This is a genomic window from Microbacterium sp. 20-116, assembly GCF_041079415.1.
Lineage (GTDB): Bacteria > Actinomycetota > Actinomycetes > Actinomycetales > Microbacteriaceae > Microbacterium.
This window is the reverse complement of sequence record NZ_JBFYGP010000004.1, coordinates 309,027-328,286: the sequence shown is the minus strand read 5'-3', so window position 1 is coordinate 328,286 and position 19,260 is coordinate 309,027. Positions and strand designations below refer to the sequence as shown.

Below are 19,260 nucleotides of genomic sequence, written 5' to 3'. Positions count from 1 at the left end.
ATCCAGGCTAGGCGTCTGCGTATCGGGAGTGTGCCGCACGGGCACCTTGCGGCCGCTCACGGGACGGTCACGAAATCGATGAGTTCCTCGACACGGCCGAGCAGGGCCGGCTCGAGGTCGCGGAAGGTGGTGACCTTCGACAGGATGTGCTGCCACGCGCGAGCCGTGTCGGCCTGCTCCTCGGCGGGCCAGCCGAGCGCCCGGCAGACGCCGACCTTCCACTCGATCCCGCGCGGCACCTCCGGCCACGCGGCGATGCCGAGCGCCCGGGGTGTGACGCACTGCCACACGTCGACGAAGGGGTGACCGACGATGCGCACGTGCGCGCCGTGACGGCCCCGCGCGATCTTCTCGGCGATGCGCGACTCCTTGGAGTTCGGCACGAGGTGGTCCACGAGCACGCCGTAGCGTCGCTCGGCGGTGGGCGGCTCGGCATCCAGGGTCTGCTCGAGAAGGTCGACGCCCTCGAGGAACTCGACCACGACTCCCTCGGCGCGCAGGTCCGCACCCCACACCTTCTCGACGAGCTCGGCGTCGTGCTTTCCCTCGACGAAGATGCGGCTGGCGCGGGCGGTGCGCGCGCGCTGGTCGGCCACGGCGAAGGACCCGGATGCCGTCCGCGTGCGCCCCTTGGCCGCGGCGGCGGGGGCCTTCAGCACCACGGGCTTGCCGTCGACGAGGAAGCCTCCGCCGAGCGGGAACAGCCGACGCTTGCCGAAGCGGTCTTCGAGCTCGACGTTCGAGCCGTCGATGCGGGTCACCGCGCCGACGAAGCCGTCGCCCGCGATCTCCACGACGAGATCCGCGGATGCCGCGACCTCGGCGGGCCTGATGCGTCCGGCGTCGCGCCACCCGCGGGCGAGCACGTCGGTTCCGTAGCGGTCGTCCATGGTGTACCTCCGAGCGTCCGAGCCTAAGCGGCGCTCGCGTGCGCTCACAGCGGACGCGCCGCTCCTACCCCGGTGTCGGCGGTCGTTTATAGGGTGGACGCATCCGGCAACCGAAGGGGACTGCATGCGAAAGCCGAACGTGCTGCGCACGATGACGGTGCTGCTGCTCGCGTTCGTCGGAGTCCTGGTCGCTCCCCTCAGCGCCGCGGCGATCCCCCCGCCGACGCTCGGGTCGAGCTATGTGCTCGACCAGGCGGACGCGCTGACCGACGCGCAAGAGGCGGACGTCCAGCGACGTCTGCTCACTCTCTCCGAGCAGACCGGACTCGACCTCTGGGTCGTCTACGTCGACGGCTTCCAAGATCCGACCGGCGCCGACGACTGGGCGAACGAGACCGCCAACCGCAACCGGCTCGGGCCCAACCAGTACCTGCTGGCCGTGGCGATCGAGGGCGATACCTTCCAGTACTACCTCTCGGGCGACGTCGATGCGGGCGGGATCTCGGCGGCCCAGCTCACCTCGATCGAGCAGGATCAGGTGCAGCCGGCGCTCGAGGCGGGCGACGACGCAGGCGCGGCGGTCGCCGCGGCCGACGGCCTGCGCACCGCGCACGCGAAAGCGGGCGGCAACATGCCGAACCCTCCCCCGACGCCGGCGACGCAGAACGGCCCGGCCATCGTGCCGATCGTCCTGGTCGGCGTGCTGTTGCTCGCCATCGCCGCCGGCCTCGTCTGGCTGGCCGGGCGTCGACGCCGTCGAGCGACGACGCCCGGTGCGGGTGGCATCCCGACCGAGAGCATCGACGACCTCTCCCGTCGCGCCGGTTCCGCCCTCGTGTCCACCGACGACGCCGTCAAGACGAGCGAGCAGGAGCTCGGCTTCGCCCGCGCGCAGTTCGGCGACGCCGCCGCAGCCCCCTTCGTCGAGGTGCTCGACCAGGCCAAGGCCGACCTCGACCGGGCGTTCTCGATCCAGCAGCAGCTCGACGACAGCACCCCCGAGACCCCTGAGCAGCAGCGCGCCGGCTATACCGAGATCCTGCGGTTGTGCACGGCCGCCGACGAGGCTCTGGATGCCAAGGCGTCCGCCTTCGACGAACTGCGCGCTCTCGAGGCAGACGCCCCCGGCGCCCTGACCGCGATCCGCGGCCAGCACGCGACGGTCGCCGCGGGCCTGAGCGAGGCGGAGGCGAGACTCGCTCGCCTGACCGAACGCTTCAGCGACGACGCGCTCTCCCCCGTCGCCGACAACCCGGCCCAGGCTCGAGCGCGGCTCGAGCTCGCAAGCTCCCAGGAAGCGGAAGCCGCCGCCGCTCTCGCCGCCGGTCGCACCGGAGAGGCGGCCGTCGCCATCCGCGCAGCGCAAGCGGCCGTGGCCCAGGCCGACACCCTCGAGCGCGCCGTGGGCGCCCTCGAGGCATCCCTGTCGGACGCGAACCGACGCGCCTCGGCCCTCGTCGCGGAGATCGAGGGCGACCTCGCGGCGGCCGCCCGGCTGCCCGATCCCGACGGACGAGTAGCCGCCGCGGCGGCCTCGGCGCGGTCGCAGCTCGATGACGCGCGCGGTGCGCTCTCGGTCTCGCGCCCCCACCCCGCGCAAGCGATCGAGACACTGCAGCAGGCGAACGCCACCATCGACGCGGTGCTCGACGAGGCCCGTGACGCGGCCGAGCGTCGACGCCGCGCCGAGAGCGAGCTCGACACGACACTCGCTCAGGCGCGCGCCCGGGTGACCGCGACCGAGGACTTCATCTCCACGCGTCGGGGGGCAGTGGGGGCCACAGCGCGCACGCGTCTCGCCGAGGCCGGTGCCGCCCTCGTGCAGGCCGAGCAACTGCGCATCGCCGACCCGGTCGCAGCCCTCGCCGCGGCCCAGCGCGCGGCCCAGCTCGCCGCCGCCGCCGATTCCGCGGCACAGAACGACGTCGGCGCCTTCGGCGGCGCAGCCGCCGGCGGCGGAGGCGACATGATGGGCGCGATCCTCGGCGGCATCGCCGTGAACGCCATTCTCGGCGGCGGGCGCTCGCGCGGTGGCTTCGGCGGTGGCGGACTGGGTGGCCTGGGCGGCCTCGGCGGCCTCGGCGGCGGGTTCTCCGGCGGGAGTGGGCGCTCGCGCAGCGGAGGCTTCTCCGGCGGCGGACGCTCTCGAAGCGGCGGCGGCGGAGGCTTCTCGGGCGGTGGTCGCAGCCGCGCCGGCGGCGGGCGGGGATCACGCCGCTAGTCCACCCCTCGCGGCCACGCCGTCCGATCACAGACAATTCGTAGAATCCGCCACCAGACTCGACACCGTCGCCCTCAGGAAGGAACACCCCGCATGGCCAAGCAGTCCATCTTCGGTCGCATCCAGACCCTCGTCCGCGCGAACGTCAACGCGCTCCTCGACCAGGCCGAGGACCCGCAGAAGATGCTCGACCAGCTCGTCCGCGACTACTCGAACTCGATCGCCGATGCCGAGTCGGCCATCGCCGAGACGATCGGCAACCTGCGCCTGCTCGAGCGCGACCACCAGGAAGACGTCCAGGCGGCGGCCGAGTGGGGCAACAAGGCCCTCGCCGCCAGCCGCAAGGGCGACGAACTGCGCGCCGGCGGCAACCTGAGCGAAGCCGACAAGTTCGACAACCTCGCCAAGATCGCCCTCCAGCGTCAGATCACCGCCGAGGGAGAGGCCAAGGCCGCCGCCCCCACCATCGCCGCGCAGACCGAGGTCGTCGACAAGCTCAAAGACGGCCTGAACGGCATGAAGACCAAGCTCGAGCAGCTCAAGGCCAAGCGCAACGAGCTCACCGCTCGCGCCAAGGTCGCCGAGGCGCAGAACAAGGTGCACGACGCCGTCAAGTCGATCGACGTGCTCGACCCGACGAGCGAGCTCGGCCGCTTCGAAGACAAGATCCGCCGCCAGGAGGCCCTCGCCGCCGGCAAGCAGGAGCTCGCCGCCTCGAGCATCGACGCGCAGTTCAACGCTCTCGAAGACGTCGGAGAGCTCACCGAGGTCGAAGCCCGTCTCGCGGCTCTCAAGGTCGGCGGTCCGCAGCGTGCCGCCATCGACGCACCGAGCCCCGACCAGGTCTGATCCACGACCGCGAGTGCACCGCCCGATCGATCAGGCGGTGCACTCGCGTCTCCCGCCGAGGGGAACCACCATGACCCGATTCATCGTCGCTCCGCAGTGGCAGGGGTCGTCCTCCTCGCGCGCGATGCAGCTCATCGACGGGGCCGAGGCCATCGCCGGCGACCTGCCGCGCGCCTCGACGATCGTCCTCGAACCCCCGACCGAAGCCGGCGACGCGCAGGGCACCCGTGTGCAGCGCCACAGCGCGATCGTTCGCATGCGCGAGCGCATCGAGGAAGCCGTCCGTAGCTCCGACGAACCCGCCGTGGTCGTGGGCGGCGACTGCGGAATCACCCTGGGGGCCGTGTCGGCGATCGCGGGAGACGATCTCGCGGTCGTGTGGATCGACGCTCACCCCGATCTGAACACCCCCGAATCCTCCCCCAGCGGAGCGTTCACCGGCATGGTGCTGAGGGCTATCGCCGGGGAGGGCGAGGCGCTCCTGCGCCTCGAGCCCGGCATCGCACCCTCGCGCCTCGTGCTCGTGGCCCCCCGTGCGTGGGATCCCGAAGAAGAGGCTTTCGTCACCGCCCACGGGATTACCGTGGTCCGCGCCGAGGAGCTCGTCTCCCCCGACGCCCTGGCCGACGCCGTCGCCGCCACGGGAGCGACACGTGTGCACGTGCACGTCGGCCTCGACGCCCTCGATCCCGCCGACATCGGCGGCATCGCCCAGGCCGTGCCCTTCGGCGCGCGCACGGCCGAGGTCGTGGCATCCATTCGCCGCCTGCGCGAGCTGCTCCCGCTCGCGGGAGCGACACTGACCGAGTTCTCCCCCTCGAGCCCGGCGGCCGCCGTCGACGACCTGGGGACGATCCTGCGTCTGATCGGAGCACTGGCATGAGCCCCCTCCCCCCGCCCCCGGAGGGCTGGCGAGAGCGGGCCGAACGGGCGGTGGCGCGCGGCCGCCGTTTCGACCGGTTCCTCCCCGGCGTCCTGCTCGACTCCCCCCTCAGCCGCGTCGGCTACTGGTACGGCTGCGCGGTGGGCTGGATCTGGGGGTCGGTGTGGAGCACGGGCCGCATCGAGAAGCGTCTCGGTCTGTGGGTGTTCCGCGGGCTCCCGTCGTGGGCGTTCCCCCGCGGAGGCGTATGCGTGGGCGGCTGCTTCCTCACCGGCGACGACCGGCCGACCGACATCGTGCTCGGGCACGAGGCGGTCCACAAACGCCAATGGCGTCGGTACGGTTTCCTCATGCCGCTGCTCTACGCCCTGGCCGGGCGCGATCCCCTGCGCAATCGGTTCGAGATCGAGGCGGGACTCGTCGAGGGCAACTACGTCCGCCGCGGGGATTGACCCACCGAACGAGAGCTACCGGCCCGAGGGATTCTCCCCGCGCACGATCACAGCGAACGGGGCGGATGCCGACCGAGGCGGCGCGTATCGCGCAGCCGGCATCCGTCGAGGAGCGGGGGTGGCGCTTCAGCGCGCGGTGGCGAGGCCGAAGCGCTCGGGAGTGTGAATGGCCTGCGCGTCGACGCCGTGACGCGTGACGAGCTCGTCCACGATCTCGGCGGTGCCGAGGTATGCGCCGAGCAGGATGACGCGCGTGGCGTCGTCGTCGCAGCACAGCATCTCACCGGCCCAGCCCGAGACGGCGCGGGCGAGGGCTTCACCGGCCGCGCAGCCGCGACCGGTACCGGGGGCACCGCCGCGACGCGAGCGGTCGAGCCAGGTCAGGGTCATGCGGGCGGGGGCCGTGATCGACCCGATCCACGACGCGTCGGGGACTTCGACGAACACGCGGCCGGTCGAGCAGATCGGCAGCGTCGCGAGCAGAGCTTCGAGCTCGGCGAGCGAGGTCTCGTCGGCCGTCACGAGGTGCTGCACGCGCGTGTGACGCGAGGCGCGACACGCTGCCGCATTGTGCTCGGTGGGGATCGACATGATGCCTCCACTATACCCGCGACATAGGTTTGCCTAACCTGTGTCCCTGCCCAGTATCTCGACATCGACACGATGCCACGGAGGCGGCCCGGTCAGTCGATCAGCACCTCTCGCAATCGGTCGATCTCGCCCTGGGACATCCCGTTCGCGCGGAGGTAGCCCGCCGGCGAGCCGAAGTCCCGGTCGACTCGTTGCAGCAGCGCACGCATGACCGGAGCGGGCGAGCGGGTCGCGAGAGCTTCGGCGTGGACGTTGTCGGGGTGCACGGCGCGGATCGCCGCGAGGACCCGCGCATTGCGCTCGGCGGGGAGGAACTCCTCGGTGCGGGCGTAGTCGGCGATCACCGCCTCTCGATCGACCTCGGCCGCGGCGAGCGCGATCGCGACGGTCACCCCGGTGCGGTCCTTCCCCACGGTGCAGTGCACGAGCGCGGGCTGCGCGTCCAGGATGCCGCGGATCGCCGACACCACCCGCTCTGCGGAATCGTCGACGAGGGCGGCGTACATGTCGTCGAGGCTCAGGTCGCGCGCGAAGAAAGAGGCGACCGAGCCGAGGAACAGCGGCTCGTGCTGGATCTCGACCGCGGTATCGAGGCGGCTGGGAGCGTGGGCGACCTCCGATTCGTCGCGCAGATCGATCACGCGGCGGATGCCGAGATCTCGGAGAGTCCGAGCGCCCGCGTCATCGACGGCGACGAGGTTGCCGGAGCGGTAGAGCACGCCCGCGCGCGTGCGACGGTCTCCCGCCGGAAGTCCGCCGACGTCGCGGAAGTTCACCGCGCCCGAGACGAGCGAGCCGGTCATGCGGCGCCGTCCGCGTGCACGTGAGGCTCGCGCGGGCGCGTCGTCGCCGCAGGCGCGGCATCCGGGGCGATCGGCACCGGAGAGGAAGCGCGGGGCGGCACGGCGTATCGACCCGCGATGGCGACGCGATTGAAGGAATTGATGGCCACGAGCACCCAGCTGAGCGCGACGTACTCGGCCTCGCTCAGGATGCCGCCCGCTTGGTCGTAGACCTCGTCGGGGATGCCGTCCTCGTGGATGAAGGTGAACGACTCGGTCAGCTCGAGGGCGGCTCTTTCGCGCTCATCGAAGACGCCCGACTCCCGCCACGTCGCGATCTGGGCGATCACATCGGCGTCGAGCCCGGCTTTCACCGCGGCATCCACGTGCATACGCACGCAGTAGGCGCACCCGTTGAGCTGGGAGGCATGGATCTGGACGATCTCGCGCAGCCGCGCGTCGATGCCGGCCTCGGCGGCGAGTCGGCCGACGGTGCTCGAGAACGAGCGCAGAGCGGCGTACGCCTCGGGAGCCGACTTCGACAGGTGCACGCGCCGTTCTTCGCCCATGGCCACAGCCTACGGCGGCTCCGCTCGGGTGGGGAGGGAAACGGTGACGCTCCGTGGCGCGGTGGTAGCGGCATCCCGTTCGCGGTGGAAGGCTGTTCCAATGCCCGAGCGCGACGAGTTCTCGTTCCTCCCCGCCCAGGCGGCCGATGTCGGCCGCGAACTCCCTCCCGTCGAACGGGTGCGGCTGACCCTCGCCGACGACCGCACGCTCAGCGGGCTGCGCTGGGGCGGGGCGCCCCCGGTGGTCACGCTGTTGCACGGCGCCGGTTTGAACGCCCACACCTGGGACACGACGCTGCTGCACCTGGGGGTGCCTGCTCTGGCTCTCGACCTCCCCGGCCACGGCGATTCGTCGTGGCGCGATGATGCGGCGTACGTCGCGCGCGTGATCGCCCCCGATGTCGTCTCGGCCCTCGAGCAGTGGACGACAGCGCCGCAGGTGCTCGTGGGGCACTCGCTGGGCGGTCTCACGGCGGCCGCGGCCGCGGCATCCCGTCCCGATCTCGTCTCTCGCCTCGCGATCGTGGACATCACACCGGGGGTCGACCCGAGCGCGGGTCCCGCGCAGATCCGCGCGTTCTTCGCCGGCCCCACCGACTGGTCGTCGCGGGAAGAACTCGTCGAACGCGCCCTCTCGTTCGGCCTGGGCGGATCCCCCGAGGCTGCGGCGCGCGGGGTGTTCCTCAACTCGCGTCTGCGCCCCGACGGACGGGTCGAGTGGAAGCATCACTTCGCTCACCTCGCCGCGGCCGCCGCGAACGCCGGGGCCGATGCCACGACCCCGGATGCCGTGAAGGCTGTGCTGTCGGCGACAGGATGGGACGACCTGGGCGGGGTCACCGCACCCGTCACGCTCGTGCGCGGCGAGCGCGGTTTCGTCACGAAGACGGATGCCGAGGAGCTCGCGCGGCGTGTGCCCGGGGCCGACGTCCGGGTTCTGTCCACCGGGCACAACGCGCAGGAGGAAGATCCCGAGAGCCTCGCGCGTCTGATCCGATCGCTCCTGACCACCCCCTGACCCGCCGACCCGAACCCGGTCATCCCGCGTCGCGCACCGTCACAGACGGCGTCGAGGGAATACGGGTGAAAGTAGGCTGTTGCCACCCCTGCTCGGCATCCACAGCACCCTGATGCCTCGGCCTGCGAAAGGACACACCCCGCAATGCTGCGCCGCACCGCTCTCGCCACGAGCATGCTCCTGATCGGAGCCCTCCTGCTCACCTCGTGCACCGGCTCGAATACGACGCCGAACCCCACCGGAGAAGCCGACCCGAACGCCACCCTCACGGTGCGTCTGTCGCTGGAGCCGTCGAACCTCGACATCCGCCGCACCAGCGGCGCCTCGCTCGAGCAGGCTCTCATCGACAACGTCTACCAGGGCCTGGTCACCCGCAACGGCGACGACTCCAACGCGATCGCCCCGGCACTCGCCACGGCGTGGACGGTGTCTCCCGACGGACTCACCTACACCTTCACCCTCCGTCAGGGGGTGACCTTCCACGACGGCAGCGCGCTCACGGCCGACGACGTCATCATCTCGCTGCAGACGGCCAAGGACGACCCCACCATCCAGAACAGCTCCGACCTGGCGAACGTGGCCTCGATCGCGTCCCCCGACGCCTCCACGGTGGTCGTGACGCTCGCGAAGCCCAACATCGACTTCCTCTTCGCGATGACGGGCCGCGCGGGCCTCATCTTCAAGAGCGGCGACACGACCAACTTCCAGACCGCCGCCAACGGCACCGGTCCCTTCCGGGTCGAGAGCCGCAACGCCGGGCAGAGCCTGACCCTCTCGCGCTACGACGGATACTGGGGGGACAAGGCCGGCGTCGCGGAGGTCGTGCTCGACTACATTCCCGACCAGAGCGCCGCGACCAACGCGGCCGTCGCCGGCGACGTCGACGTGGCCCTCGAGATCGACCCCGAGCTGCGCGACCAGATCGAGGGCACGAACAACTTCTCGATCGAATCGGGTCTGACCACCGACAAGGGCACGCTGGCCTTCAACAACCAGCGCGCGCCACTCAACGACCAGCGCGTGCGCGAGGCGCTGCGTCTGGCGATCGACCACAAGGCGCTCATCGACACCCTCGGCTCCGGCAGCGAGCTCTACGGCCCCATCGCCCCGCTCGACCCCGGCTACGAAGACCTGTCGGGAAGCATCTCGTACAACCCCGACCGCGCCCGCGAGCTTCTCGCGCAGGCGGGCGCCGAGAACCTCACCCTCACGCTGACCATCCCCAACGTCTACCCCACGACGATCCCGACCTTCCTCGTGTCGTCGTTCGCCGACGTGGGCGTGACCCTCAAGGTCAACTCGGTCGATTTCAGCACGTGGCTCCAGAACGTCTACAAGAACCACGACTACGACCTGAGCTTCGTGCGCCACGTCGAGGCCCGTGACTTCGGCAACTGGGCGAACCCCTCGTACTACTTCGGCTACGACAACGCCGAGGTGCAGGGCCTGTACGCCCAGGCGTTGGCGACCACCGACCAGCAGCAGTCCTCCGACCTGCTCGCCGAGGCCGCCCGCATCGTGAGCGACGAAGATGCCGCGGACTGGCTGTTCCTGTCGACACCGTTGACCGCGGTCGGCACGAACGTGGCGAACTTCCCGAAGAACTCCCTCAACGTGCGCCTGCCGCTTGCGGGCGTGACGGTCGCGGCGGAGTGATCCGCTACACGCTGACACGGCTGGGCCTGCTGGTGCTGGGCCTGGCCGTGGCCAGCGTGCTGATCTTCGTCTCGCTCCGGGTGCTCCCCGGCGACGTCGCGCAGCTGATCGCCGGCACCGAGGCGACGCCGGAACAGGTGGCCGCGCTGCGCGCGAGCCTGGGCCTGGAGGCCCCGCTCTGGACGCAGTACCTCGACTGGATCGGCGGGCTGCTGCGCGGCGACCTGGGCACCTCGCTCATCACGGGCACGTCCGTCGTCACGGAGCTGGCAGACAAGGCCCGCGTCACTGTGCCGCTCGCGGCGATGTCGCTCACGGTGGCGCTGATGGTCGGCATCCCCTTCGGCGTTCTCTCCGCTCTCGGACGACGTCGCGTCGGCGGGACGGCGCTCAGCGTCGGGGCGCAGGCCCTGGCAGCGGTGCCCGTGGTGTGGGCGGGAATGATGCTCGTCGTCGTATTCGCGGTGTGGCTGGGCTGGCTTCCGCCCCAGGGCTTCCCCCGGGCGGGGTGGAACGACCCCGCGGCGGCGTTCCGGGCCCTCATCCTCCCCGCCCTCACCATCGGCGTGGTCGAAGGCGCGATGCTGCTGCGCTTCGTGCGGAGCGCCACCCTCCAAGCACTCGGCCAGGACTACGTGCGCACCGCCGCCGCGAAGGGTCTCACCCGCACGCGCGCCCTGCTGAGCCACGGTCTGCCCAATGTGGGACTCTCGGTCATCACGGTGCTCGGCCTTCAGATCGCCGGGATCATCGTGGGCGCCGTCGTGATCGAGCAGCTCTTCACCCTTCCCGGTGTCGGGCGCATGCTGGTCACCGACGTCGCCGCGCGCGACCTGCCGAAGGTGCAGGGCGAGCTGCTCGCCCTCACGGGCTTCGTCCTTGTGGTCGGCTTCCTCGTCGACCTCACCCACCGCCTCATCGATCCGCGTCAGAGGGAGGCCTCATGACCACCCTCCGGCGCCTCTGGAGTCTGGGCACCGGGCGATTCGGCATCCTGATCGTCGCTCTCGTCGTCGTCACGGCCGTCGTCTCGCTCTTGTGGACCCCCTTCGACCCGGCCTCCGTCGACGCCCGCGCACGCTGGAGCGACCCCTCGTGGCCGCACGTGCTCGGCACCGACAACAGCGGCCGTGACATCGCCAGCCTGCTGATGGCCGGGGCGCGCACGACCGTCGTCGTCGCCGTCGGCGCGGGAGCGGTGGCCTCGGTGCTCGGCATCGCCCTGGCCGCCCTCGGCTCGCTCACCGCGCGGTGGATCCGCGAGAGCGTCGCGGTCCTCGTCGACATCCTCATCGCCTTCCCGGTCCTGATCATCGCCATGATGATCTCGGCCGTGTGGGGCGGCTCCCTCGCCGTGGTCATCTGGTCGGTGGGTATCGGGTTCGGAGTGAACGTCGCCCGCGTGACACGGCCCGAGCTGCGGCGCGTGCTGCACAGCGATTTCGTGCTCGCGGGACGGGCGAGCGGCCTGTCGACCGCGCAGAACCTCACGAGGCACCTCCTGCCCAACGTCGCCCCGGTGTTCATCGTGCAGCTGTCGTGGGGCATGGCCGTGGCCGTGCTCGCCGAAGCGGGGCTGTCGTACCTGGGCTTCGGAGCGCCCGTGACCCAGCCCTCGTGGGGTGTGCTGCTCAGCGACCTGCAGGCGTACATCGCCGTGCACCCGCTCACCGTGGTCTGGCCGGGTCTGGCGATCACGCTGACGGTGCTCGGCCTGAACCTGCTGGGCGACGCGCTGCGCGAAGCTGCCGACCCCACCCTCGGCCAGCGCACTCCCGCCGCGCGTACGCACGTGCCGGGGGTGGTCGCGTGAGCCTCGTCGTGACAGACCTGCGGATCGAGATCGGCGGTCGCGCCGTCGTCGACGGCGTCTCGTTCTCGGTCCCCGGGGGCGCGCGAGTGGGGCTGATCGGCGAGTCGGGATCGGGCAAATCGCTGACCGCCCTGGCGATCCTGGGGCTCTTGCCTGACGGTGCGCACGCCTCGGGCAGCATCCTCTGGAACGGCCGCGAGATCCTGGGGCTCCCCGATCGCGAGCTCGCACGCCTGCGCGGTGACGACATCGGCATGGTCTTCCAAGAGCCGCGCACGGCCCTGAACCCCATTCGCACGGTGGGTCGACAGATCGGCGAGTCGGTCCGCATCCACGAGGGCGTCTCGCGCCGCGAGGCGCTTCGTCGCGCCGTCGCCGAGGCGGAGCGCGTCGCGCTCCCCGACCCCGAGCGGCTCGTCTCGCGCTACCCGCACCAGCTCTCCGGCGGCCAGCGGCAGCGCGTCGCGATCGCCATGGCCCTGGCCTGCCGCCCGCGGCTGCTCATCGCCGACGAGCCGACCACCGCCCTCGACGTCACGATCCAGGCGGGGATCCTGTCGCTGCTGCGATCTCTCGTCCAGGATGCCGGGATGTCCCTCGTCTTCATCACGCACGACCTCGCGGTGCTCGCGCAGGTCGCCACCCACGCCGTGGTCCTCGAACACGGACGTGCGGTCGAGGAGGGCCCCGTCGCCGATCTGCTGAAGGCACCGTCGTCACCCGTCACGCAGGCCCTGTTGCGGGATGCGACCGCGACGCTGTGGCATCCCGAGCTCCCCGCTCGCGAGATCGCGACCGAAGAGGCCGAGGGGACCCCGTGACCGAGACGCTGATGCGGGCGCGAGGGCTCTCGCGCACCTACCCCACCCCGCGGACGCGGGGCGTCGGCCGAGCCGAGCGGACCGTGGGTCTCGCCGACGTCGACCTCTCGGTGCTCGCGGGGAGCGCCGTCGGCATCATCGGCGAGTCGGGGTCGGGCAAGTCCACCCTCGTGCGCCTGCTGCTGGGCCTCGACGTGCCCAGCGCGGGAACGGTCGAGGTCGACGGACGCCCCGTCGATGCGCGGGGTTCGGCGCGATCACTGCACTGGCTGCGCCGAGCGACCGGCATCGTGTTCCAGGACCCCTACGCCTCGCTCGATCCCCGCATGAGCGTCGAACGCATCGTCGGCGAGCCGCTGTGGGCGCTGGGGGTCGAGGGCGACCGCCGCGCGCGGGTGCGCGAGGTGCTCGAGCAGGTCGGCCTCGACGCCGACATGGCCGCACGCTTCCCGCACGAGTTCTCGGGCGGCCAGCGTCAGCGCATCGCCCTGGCCCGCGCGATCGTCCACCGCCCGCGCATCCTCGTCGGCGACGAGCCGCTGTCGGCCCTCGACGTCACGGTACGCGCGCAGATCCTGCGCCTGCTCGCGCGCCTGCGGGTCGAAGAGGACCTCACCCTCGTGCTCGTCTCGCACGACATCGGCGTGGTCCAGAACGTCTGCGACCAGGTGGTCGTGATGAAGGATGGCCGGGTCGTCGAGCAGGGGCCGACCGAGAAGGTGCTGCTGCAGCCGCAGGCGGCGTACACGCGGCAGCTGTTGGCATCCATTCCGACGCTGCCGGCCTGACGGTCCGTCTCAGACACGACGGACCCTGACTCGAGAACAGGGGAACGTCACGGGAACAGGTCGATTCGCCCCCGTTTCCCCTGTTCTCGTCGCATCCCCTGTTCTGGTGCCGGGGGCGAGGCACCGGATGCCGGCATCCGGCGTCGCGGGAGGATCGCGCTCGGAGGGATCAAGGGATCCCTCGATGTCGGAGGTCGGCGCTACCCTCGGCGCATGACCCCAGGTATCGTCCCCCCGTTCCTGCTCGACCGACTCGCCTCCACCGACGACCCGCGCATGGCACGGGCCGCCGAAGCGGCGCGAAAGACCCTCGCCGTGCCGCGGCCGGCGCGTCCGACGCGAGCGCGCCTGCGGCTGTCCATCGAGGGCGACACCCTTGTGGCCGAGACGGCGCCGGTGCCCGATCGCGTCGTCTCCGACGCGGCGAACACCGAGAACCTCCCGGGTCGTCGCGTGCGCAGCGAAGACGACGCCCCGTCGGGCGACGCCGCGGTCGACGAGGCCTACGACGGTCTCGGCGAGACCTACGACTTTTTCTGGGATGCCTTCGCCCGCGACGGCATCGACGCCGCCGGTGGATCGCTGCTGGCCACCGTGCACTTCGGCGACGACTACGACAACGCCTTCTGGAACGGCGAGCGCATGGTCTTCGGCGACGGCGACGGCGATGTGTTCGTCGGATTCACGCGGTCGCTCAGCGTCATCGCTCACGAGCTCGGGCACGGCGTCACCGAGGCCTCCGGCGGGCTCGAGTACCAGGGTCAGTCGGGCGCGCTCAACGAGTCGCTCTCCGACGTGTTCGGCGCCCTCGCCGAACAGCATCACCTCGGCCAGAGCGCCGACCAGGCATCGTGGCTCATCGGCGAGGGCATCTTCGCCGCCGCGGTGCAGGGCGAGGCCCTGCGCTCGATGAAGGCACCGGGCACCGCCTACGACGACGACGTGCTCGGCAAAGACCCGCAGCCGGGGCACATGCGCGACTACGTCGAGACGACCGACGACAACGGCGGGGTGCACATCAACTCGGGCATCCCGAACCGGGCCTTCTACCTCGCCGCGACCGCGCTCGGCGGGTTCGCGTGGGAGCGCGCCGGTCTCATCTGGTACCGCACGATCACCGCGGGCACGCTGTCGCCCACCGCCGATTTCTCGGTGTTCGCGGCCGCCACCCTGTCGGCCGCGGCCAGCGAGTACGGTGAGAAGTCGGAGGAGGTCGCCGCCGTCCGTGCCGCGTGGGCCGGGGTCGGCGTCGAGGAGGATGCCCGAGCCTGACGACGAAGAGCGCTGGAGCGTACTCGTCGTGCGCTCGGGAGGTATCGCGGGGCTTTCGAAGCAGTGGCGGGCCGAGCCCGATCGCGACCGGCTCCCCCGGTGGCGGCAGCTCGTCGAGAGCTGCCCCTGGGACGCCCCTTCCCCCGGCTCCCCCGGCGCCGACCGCTACCAGTGGCGCATCGAGGTGCACCGGGGCGACACCGCCGTCCACCAGGCGCGGCTGGGCGACGGGCAGCTCGAGGGGCCGTGGCGCACGCTGGTCGACGAGGTGCGGCAGGCCGCTCCGTCGCCGCCGCGCGGGCGCTGAGGCCGCGTCGAACGCAGCGGGACAGTCGACCGCGGATCACGCGTCCTGGCCGCCGACCGGGCGTGACGTCGCGGGCGGCCGGCCCACCTCGGCGACGGTGTGACCACTGCACGCGATCGAAAGCGCTGTCGCCCGATCGATCCGCGCGACGGCGAACCACCTCATCGCCTCGCGCAGGCGGCACCAGCCCACGAGGAACCATCGTCCCTCCCGCGCTGCGAAGAGGACGGGCTCGACGTCGCGGGTGGTCACCGTCCCCGTCTCCGCGGTGTACCTGACGCGCACCACCCGCTGCTCGGTGAGCGCTTCCTCGAGCGCGGATCGCACCGCCCGCGACGGCGCGGCGGGGGCGTCGACCCACACACGAGCGGCCAGCTCGTCTGCCCGTGCGCGCGTCCGCGGGTCGACGACGTCGAGGATCTTCGCCACACCCGCGCGCGCCAGATCGTTGTAGGGGGCGTCGGGATTCGCGGCGACGGCCGCCATGAGGGCGACCGCCTGCGCCGGAGAGAGCGTCACCGGCGGAAGCGACGAACCGACCGCGAGACCGTACCCGCCACCGGGACCCGGCCGCGACCAGATGGGCGCACCGCTGCGCTCGAGTGCGGCCAGGTCGCGCTTGATCGTCCGCACCGAGACGGCGAACTCACGGGCCAACCGCTCGGCCGAACTGCCGTGGACGCCCCGCCTTCGCAGCATCTCGGTCAAGGCGTGCAGCCGCTCCGCCCGCTTCATCGTCGCTCGATGCCAAAATTCATGCCAGTAATGGTGACATACCGTTGCCCCTCGCCGCTTGCATGCTGGGCGGATGAACACCACCGCAGTCCTTCCGCCCCTCGTCCTCATCCCCGGCCACTGGCTCGGCGCCTGGGCGTGGGACGACGTCCTCCCCCATCTCCACCCCGCCCGCGCGACGGCTCTGACCCTGCCGGGTCTCGACCCTCGCGATCCGGCCCGGGCCGACCGCACGCTCGACGAGCAGGTCGACGCCGTCCTCGAGGTGCTCGCGCACCTCGACGAACCCGCGATGCTCGTCGCGCACAGCGGCGCCAACGCTCCGGTGAGCCTGGTGCTCGACCGGCATCCGGAACTCGTCCGCCGGGTCGTCTGGGTCGATTCCGGCCCCTCGGCACCGGGAGTCGCGTTCGCCGCCGACCTGTCGTCCGAGGTTCGCGCTGTCCCCCTGCCGCCCTTCGACGCCCTCGGGCAGCAGGCGAGCCTGGAGGGCCTGAACCCAGCCGCGCTCGAGCGGTTCCGCCGCGACGCCGTCGCCGAGCCCGGTCCGGTGCTGCGCCAGTCGGTGCAGCTCACGAACCCCGCCCGGCACGACGTGCCGACCACCCTCGTGTGCTGCTCCCTTCCCCGCGCACAGGTCCGTGAGCTCGCGCACGCGGGTCACCCGATGTTCGCCGAGGTGGCGATGTTGACGCACGTCGCGAGCATCGACCTGCCGACCGGCCACTGGCCCATGTGGTCACGTCCGCGCGATCTCGCCGAGGTCATCCTCGCCGCCGCCCGCCAGGACTGAGCCCGGCCGGGCGGGCCGAACTCCGGAGAAATGCCGCGCGTCGCCCGTCGCGAGCGCGGCGAACGGCATCCTGACGCGAAATCTCCGGAGTTCGGCACGCCCGCTCGAACCGGCTCAGCCGAACAGCTTCCGCCGCTTCTTCTTCGACGGGATGCTCTTCTGCAGATACACGACCCCGAGCCACCGCCCGAACTTGAACCCCACTCGGCCCATCCGCCCCACCTCGGTGAAGCCGAGCTTCTCGTGCAGGGCGATCGAGGCGTCGGCCCCCTTGTCGCTGATGGCCGCGACCATCTCGCGGATGCCGAGGTCTTGGCACGCCGCGATCAGGGCTTCGAGCAGCGCGCGACCGAGGCCCTTGCCCGCGGCCGCCTGGCCGAGATAGATCGAGTTCTCGACGGTGTACCGGTACGCGGACTTCGACTGCCAGGGCTGGACGAGCGCGTAGCCCAGGATCTGTCCACTGGGCGACTGGGCGACGAGGAACGGCAGGCCGAGCTTGTGGAGGGTCGCGAACTTGTCGCGCCACTTGGCGAGCGACCAGGCCTTCTCGTCGAAGGTCACCACCGAGTTGCGGACGTAGTAGTTGTAGATCTCGCGGATGTCGGGGATGTCGGCCTCGGTCGCGGGCCGGATCTCGAAGGAGAAGGGCTGCTCCGGCTTCGGCGTCGGGCGCAGGTGGGCCGGCAACCGCCGCCGGCTCTTCTCGTACTCCTCTTCCAGCACCCCGCAACTCTACGGGCGTCGTGGTTTCGCGCGTGTGACAGATACGATCCCGGGGCGGGTTCGCCGCCCCGTGGCATCCCGTGTCGAGGACCTCAGGCGGGGATGCGCCAGTCCACGGGCTCGGCGCCCTGTTCTTCGAGCAGCGCGTTCACGCGCGAGAACGGACGGGAACCGAAGAAGCCGCGACTCGCCGACAGGGGCGACGGGTGCGGCGACGCAACGATCGCCGTGTCGCCGAGCAGGGGCGTCAGGCCCTGGGCGTCCTTGCCCCACAGCACCGCCACCAGCGCAGAATCCCGCGCGACGAGACAGCGGATGGCGTGCTCGGTCACCCGTTCCCACCCCCATCCGCGGTGGGATGCCGGAGCCCCCGGCGCCACGGTCAGCACCCTGTTGAGCAGCATCACGCCCTGAGCGGCCCACGCCGAGAGATCACCGTGCGGCGCGGGGGCGACACCCAGATCGTCGGAGAGCTCGCGATAGATGTTCGACAGGCTCCGCGGCAGCGGCCGCACGTGCGGGTCGACCGCGAACGACAGGCCGATCGGGTGGCCGGGGGTCGGATACGGGTCCTGCCCGACGACGAGCACGCGCACCGCATCGAGCGGGGTGCGAAAGGCGCGCAGCACGAGGTCACCGGCGGGGAGGTACGGCTTGTCCTCTGCTCGCAGGCGGTTCCCGACCGAGGCGATGTCGGCGGCCACCGGCTCGAGCGCCTCGACCCATGAGGGGTCGATGAGGCCCGCGTCCGCGAGTTCGGCGAGCGTCATCGCGCTCACGCGGCGTCTTCCTCCTGCACGGATCCGAGGTGCGACCAGGGGAACTCGATCCACAGGGAGGTGTCTCGCCACGAGTAGTCGGGGGCGATGATCGTCGTGGGCTTCGTGTAGATCACCGCGGAGCGCACGTCGGCGCCCTGCCGATTCAGGAGTTTCACGGCGAGATCGAGCGTGCGGCCGCTGTCGGCGACGTCGTCGACGAGGAGCACCCGTCGTCCCGTGAGGTACGAGAGGTCGAGGGCCGGGGGCAGCACCTCGGGGGCATCGAGCACGGTGCCCACGCCCGTGTAGAACTCGACGTTCAGGGCTCCGCAGTTCTTCGCCCCGAGCCCGTACGCGATGGCCCCTCCCGGCAGCAGTCCACCGCGGGCGATCGCCACGACCACCTCGGGCTGGAAGCCGTCGGCCACGATCGCCCGGGAGATGTCGCGGGTGGCCCTTCCGAAGTCGTCCCAGCTCAGGCGTTCGCGTTCGTCCGTCACGGCGGATTCCTCTCCTCGTCTGCATTCACCCTAGGGGGCGCGGCGAGGAAGGCCGTCTACGAGCGCGAACCAACCGGGAGGATCATCGAGGTCGTCCCCGGGATGTCGACGAACCCGATCGCCGCCCAGTGCGCACGGTCGGCCCAGAACCCGGTCGATCCGTCGCTCCCCGTTCGACATGTGGTGAGCAGCGCGATGGTGTCGCCGTCGAACACCCGGGCGATGATGCGCACGAGCTCGTGACTCAGCGACGGTCCCTGGAGAGGGTCCTCGACGTGGACCGAGGAGATGATGCAGAGGTTGTCGGTGAACAAGGAGGATTCGTCGACCAGGGAGATGAGTTCTCGGTCGACGAACGCGGAACTGATCGATGTGAGGTCCGCCCCGGCATCCCGCAGCTGCTCGACCCAGCGCGGGTTCGCGTAGTGCACGCGGTACACGGTCGCCTCGGCCGAGCCGGGCTCGCCTGCGAGGAGGGCGACACCCCCGGTACGAACCGTCGTCGCGTGCCAGATTTCGGGATCGACGTCGTTGCCGGTGGTGCGAAGCGTGAGCTGGAACGCGGTCGCATCCGGGTCGGGCTGTTCTGCCATATGGCCCCCACGGCCTGTCGGAGTGTCGGGAGGCACTCGGCTTCTTCCCGACCATAGCGAAACGGTGCCCCGGACTTCTCATCTTCCGCGCTGGGAATGCAAGGTGGTATGCGGTAGGCGGTGGGCAGAAAAGCGCACGAAAACGGGCGCCAACAGCATTCTTGCGCCGAAATTCGGGCAATCCTCACACAAAGATGAGAAGACGCTAATGTAAATCTCAGACAGAGATCGGCCCACCGG

22 protein-coding genes are annotated in these 19,260 nt (G+C 71.1%); 13 read left to right on the top strand and 9 right to left on the bottom strand.

All coding sequences use genetic code 11. The annotated features are described in order from the left end of the window. Positions 1 to 56: 56 nt before the first annotated feature. Positions 57 to 890 carry a DUF3097 domain-containing protein gene (locus AB6V29_RS10755; RefSeq protein ID WP_210072007.1) on the bottom strand — a complete coding sequence of 278 codons (834 nt, stop codon included), beginning with the start codon at positions 888 to 890 and terminating at the stop codon, positions 57 to 59. 124 nt (positions 891 to 1,014) lie between these two features. Between AB6V29_RS10755 and AB6V29_RS10750 the strand changes: the two genes are divergently transcribed. From AB6V29_RS10750 to AB6V29_RS10735, 4 genes are all read left to right on the top strand, one after another. Continuing rightward, on the top strand, positions 1,015 to 3,111 hold the full coding sequence (locus AB6V29_RS10750) for a YgcG family protein (protein ID WP_369358565.1): 2,097 nt from the start codon (positions 1,015 to 1,017) through the stop codon (positions 3,109 to 3,111). 93 nt (positions 3,112 to 3,204) lie between these two features. Further along, positions 3,205 to 3,960, top strand: coding sequence for a PspA/IM30 family protein (locus tag AB6V29_RS10745; RefSeq protein WP_074694165.1), 756 nt, complete (start codon positions 3,205 to 3,207; stop codon positions 3,958 to 3,960). 70 nt (positions 3,961 to 4,030) lie between these two features. Next, positions 4,031 to 4,843 carry an arginase family protein gene (locus AB6V29_RS10740; RefSeq protein ID WP_369358562.1) on the top strand — a complete coding sequence of 271 codons (813 nt, stop codon included), beginning with the start codon at positions 4,031 to 4,033 and terminating at the stop codon, positions 4,841 to 4,843. Continuing rightward, positions 4,840 to 5,295, top strand: coding sequence for a Fe-S oxidoreductase (locus AB6V29_RS10735; protein ID WP_369358561.1), 456 nt, complete (start codon positions 4,840 to 4,842; stop codon positions 5,293 to 5,295). The genes AB6V29_RS10740 and AB6V29_RS10735 overlap by 4 nt, the downstream gene beginning before the upstream one ends. A gap of 126 nt (positions 5,296 to 5,421) precedes the next feature. Here the strand turns inward: AB6V29_RS10735 and AB6V29_RS10730 are convergent, their stop codons facing one another. From AB6V29_RS10730 to AB6V29_RS10720, 3 genes are all read right to left on the bottom strand, one after another. Beyond that, positions 5,422 to 5,886, bottom strand: a complete 465-nt coding sequence (locus tag AB6V29_RS10730) for an SIP domain-containing protein (RefSeq protein ID WP_210072010.1) — start codon at positions 5,884 to 5,886, stop codon at positions 5,422 to 5,424. A 92-nt stretch (positions 5,887 to 5,978) separates the two neighbouring features. Continuing rightward, positions 5,979 to 6,689: a tyrosine-protein phosphatase gene (locus AB6V29_RS10725; protein ID WP_369358559.1), complete on the bottom strand. Its 711-nt coding sequence runs from the start codon at positions 6,687 to 6,689 to the stop codon at positions 5,979 to 5,981. Continuing rightward, the gene (locus AB6V29_RS10720) at positions 6,686 to 7,237 is read right to left on the bottom strand and encodes a carboxymuconolactone decarboxylase family protein (protein WP_369358557.1); all 552 of its coding nucleotides are present in this window, start codon (positions 7,235 to 7,237) and stop codon (positions 6,686 to 6,688) included. The genes AB6V29_RS10725 and AB6V29_RS10720 overlap by 4 nt, the downstream gene beginning before the upstream one ends. 100 nt (positions 7,238 to 7,337) lie before the next feature. On the opposite strand from AB6V29_RS10720, the gene AB6V29_RS10715 reads away from it, so the two are divergent. From AB6V29_RS10715 to AB6V29_RS10680, 8 genes are all read left to right on the top strand, one after another. Further along, positions 7,338 to 8,255 (top strand): alpha/beta fold hydrolase, encoded by a 918-nt coding sequence (locus tag AB6V29_RS10715; RefSeq protein ID WP_369358555.1) that lies wholly within the window; start codon positions 7,338 to 7,340, stop codon positions 8,253 to 8,255. Positions 8,256 to 8,399: 144 nt separating this feature from the next. After that, the gene (locus AB6V29_RS10710; protein WP_369358553.1) at positions 8,400 to 9,911 is read left to right on the top strand and encodes an ABC transporter substrate-binding protein; all 1,512 of its coding nucleotides are present in this window, start codon (positions 8,400 to 8,402) and stop codon (positions 9,909 to 9,911) included. After that, positions 9,908 to 10,858, top strand: coding sequence for an ABC transporter permease (locus AB6V29_RS10705; protein WP_307315714.1), 951 nt, complete (start codon positions 9,908 to 9,910; stop codon positions 10,856 to 10,858). The genes AB6V29_RS10710 and AB6V29_RS10705 overlap by 4 nt, the downstream gene beginning before the upstream one ends. Further along, complete coding sequence (locus tag AB6V29_RS10700; protein ID WP_369358551.1) at positions 10,855 to 11,724, top strand: ABC transporter permease; 870 nt, start codon at positions 10,855 to 10,857, stop codon at positions 11,722 to 11,724. The genes AB6V29_RS10705 and AB6V29_RS10700 overlap by 4 nt, the downstream gene beginning before the upstream one ends. Continuing rightward, a complete protein-coding gene (locus tag AB6V29_RS10695; protein ID WP_369358549.1) occupies positions 11,721 to 12,545 on the top strand; it encodes an ATP-binding cassette domain-containing protein in 825 nt (274 codons plus the stop codon). Before AB6V29_RS10700 ends, AB6V29_RS10695 begins: the two co-directional genes overlap by 4 nt. Next, positions 12,542 to 13,333, top strand: a complete 792-nt coding sequence (locus AB6V29_RS10690; RefSeq protein ID WP_267786481.1) for an ABC transporter ATP-binding protein — start codon at positions 12,542 to 12,544, stop codon at positions 13,331 to 13,333. Before AB6V29_RS10695 ends, AB6V29_RS10690 begins: the two co-directional genes overlap by 4 nt. Before the next feature lie 213 nt (positions 13,334 to 13,546). After that, positions 13,547 to 14,605, top strand: a complete 1,059-nt coding sequence (locus tag AB6V29_RS10685; RefSeq protein ID WP_369358547.1) for a M4 family metallopeptidase — start codon at positions 13,547 to 13,549, stop codon at positions 14,603 to 14,605. Continuing rightward, on the top strand, positions 14,592 to 14,912 hold the full coding sequence (locus AB6V29_RS10680) for a protealysin inhibitor emfourin (protein WP_267786478.1): 321 nt from the start codon (positions 14,592 to 14,594) through the stop codon (positions 14,910 to 14,912). The genes AB6V29_RS10685 and AB6V29_RS10680 overlap by 14 nt, the downstream gene beginning before the upstream one ends. A 36-nt stretch (positions 14,913 to 14,948) precedes the next feature. On the opposite strand, the gene AB6V29_RS10675 is transcribed toward AB6V29_RS10680, so the two are convergent. Further along, a complete protein-coding gene (locus AB6V29_RS10675) occupies positions 14,949 to 15,647 on the bottom strand; it encodes a helix-turn-helix transcriptional regulator (protein ID WP_369358544.1) in 699 nt (232 codons plus the stop codon). A gap of 73 nt (positions 15,648 to 15,720) precedes the next feature. Between AB6V29_RS10675 and AB6V29_RS10670 the strand changes: the two genes are divergently transcribed. Beyond that, positions 15,721 to 16,440, top strand: coding sequence for an alpha/beta fold hydrolase (locus AB6V29_RS10670; RefSeq protein WP_267786476.1), 720 nt, complete (start codon positions 15,721 to 15,723; stop codon positions 16,438 to 16,440). A 114-nt stretch (positions 16,441 to 16,554) separates the two neighbouring features. Here the strand turns inward: AB6V29_RS10670 and AB6V29_RS10665 are convergent, their stop codons facing one another. The 4 genes from AB6V29_RS10665 to AB6V29_RS10650 all read right to left on the bottom strand — a co-directional run bounded on the left by AB6V29_RS10665 (position 16,555) and on the right by AB6V29_RS10650 (position 19,020). Continuing rightward, complete coding sequence (locus AB6V29_RS10665) at positions 16,555 to 17,166, bottom strand: N-acetyltransferase family protein (RefSeq protein ID WP_369358541.1); 612 nt, start codon at positions 17,164 to 17,166, stop codon at positions 16,555 to 16,557. Positions 17,167 to 17,258: 92 nt separating this feature from the next. Next, positions 17,259 to 17,936, bottom strand: coding sequence for a uracil-DNA glycosylase (locus tag AB6V29_RS10660; protein WP_267789381.1), 678 nt, complete (start codon positions 17,934 to 17,936; stop codon positions 17,259 to 17,261). A 5-nt stretch (positions 17,937 to 17,941) separates the two neighbouring features. Next, the gene (locus AB6V29_RS10655) at positions 17,942 to 18,427 is read right to left on the bottom strand and encodes a phosphoribosyltransferase (protein WP_210072021.1); all 486 of its coding nucleotides are present in this window, start codon (positions 18,425 to 18,427) and stop codon (positions 17,942 to 17,944) included. Positions 18,428 to 18,483: 56 nt separating this feature from the next. Beyond that, positions 18,484 to 19,020, bottom strand: coding sequence for a hypothetical protein (locus tag AB6V29_RS10650; protein WP_369358539.1), 537 nt, complete (start codon positions 19,018 to 19,020; stop codon positions 18,484 to 18,486). Positions 19,021 to 19,260 lie beyond the last annotated feature (240 nt).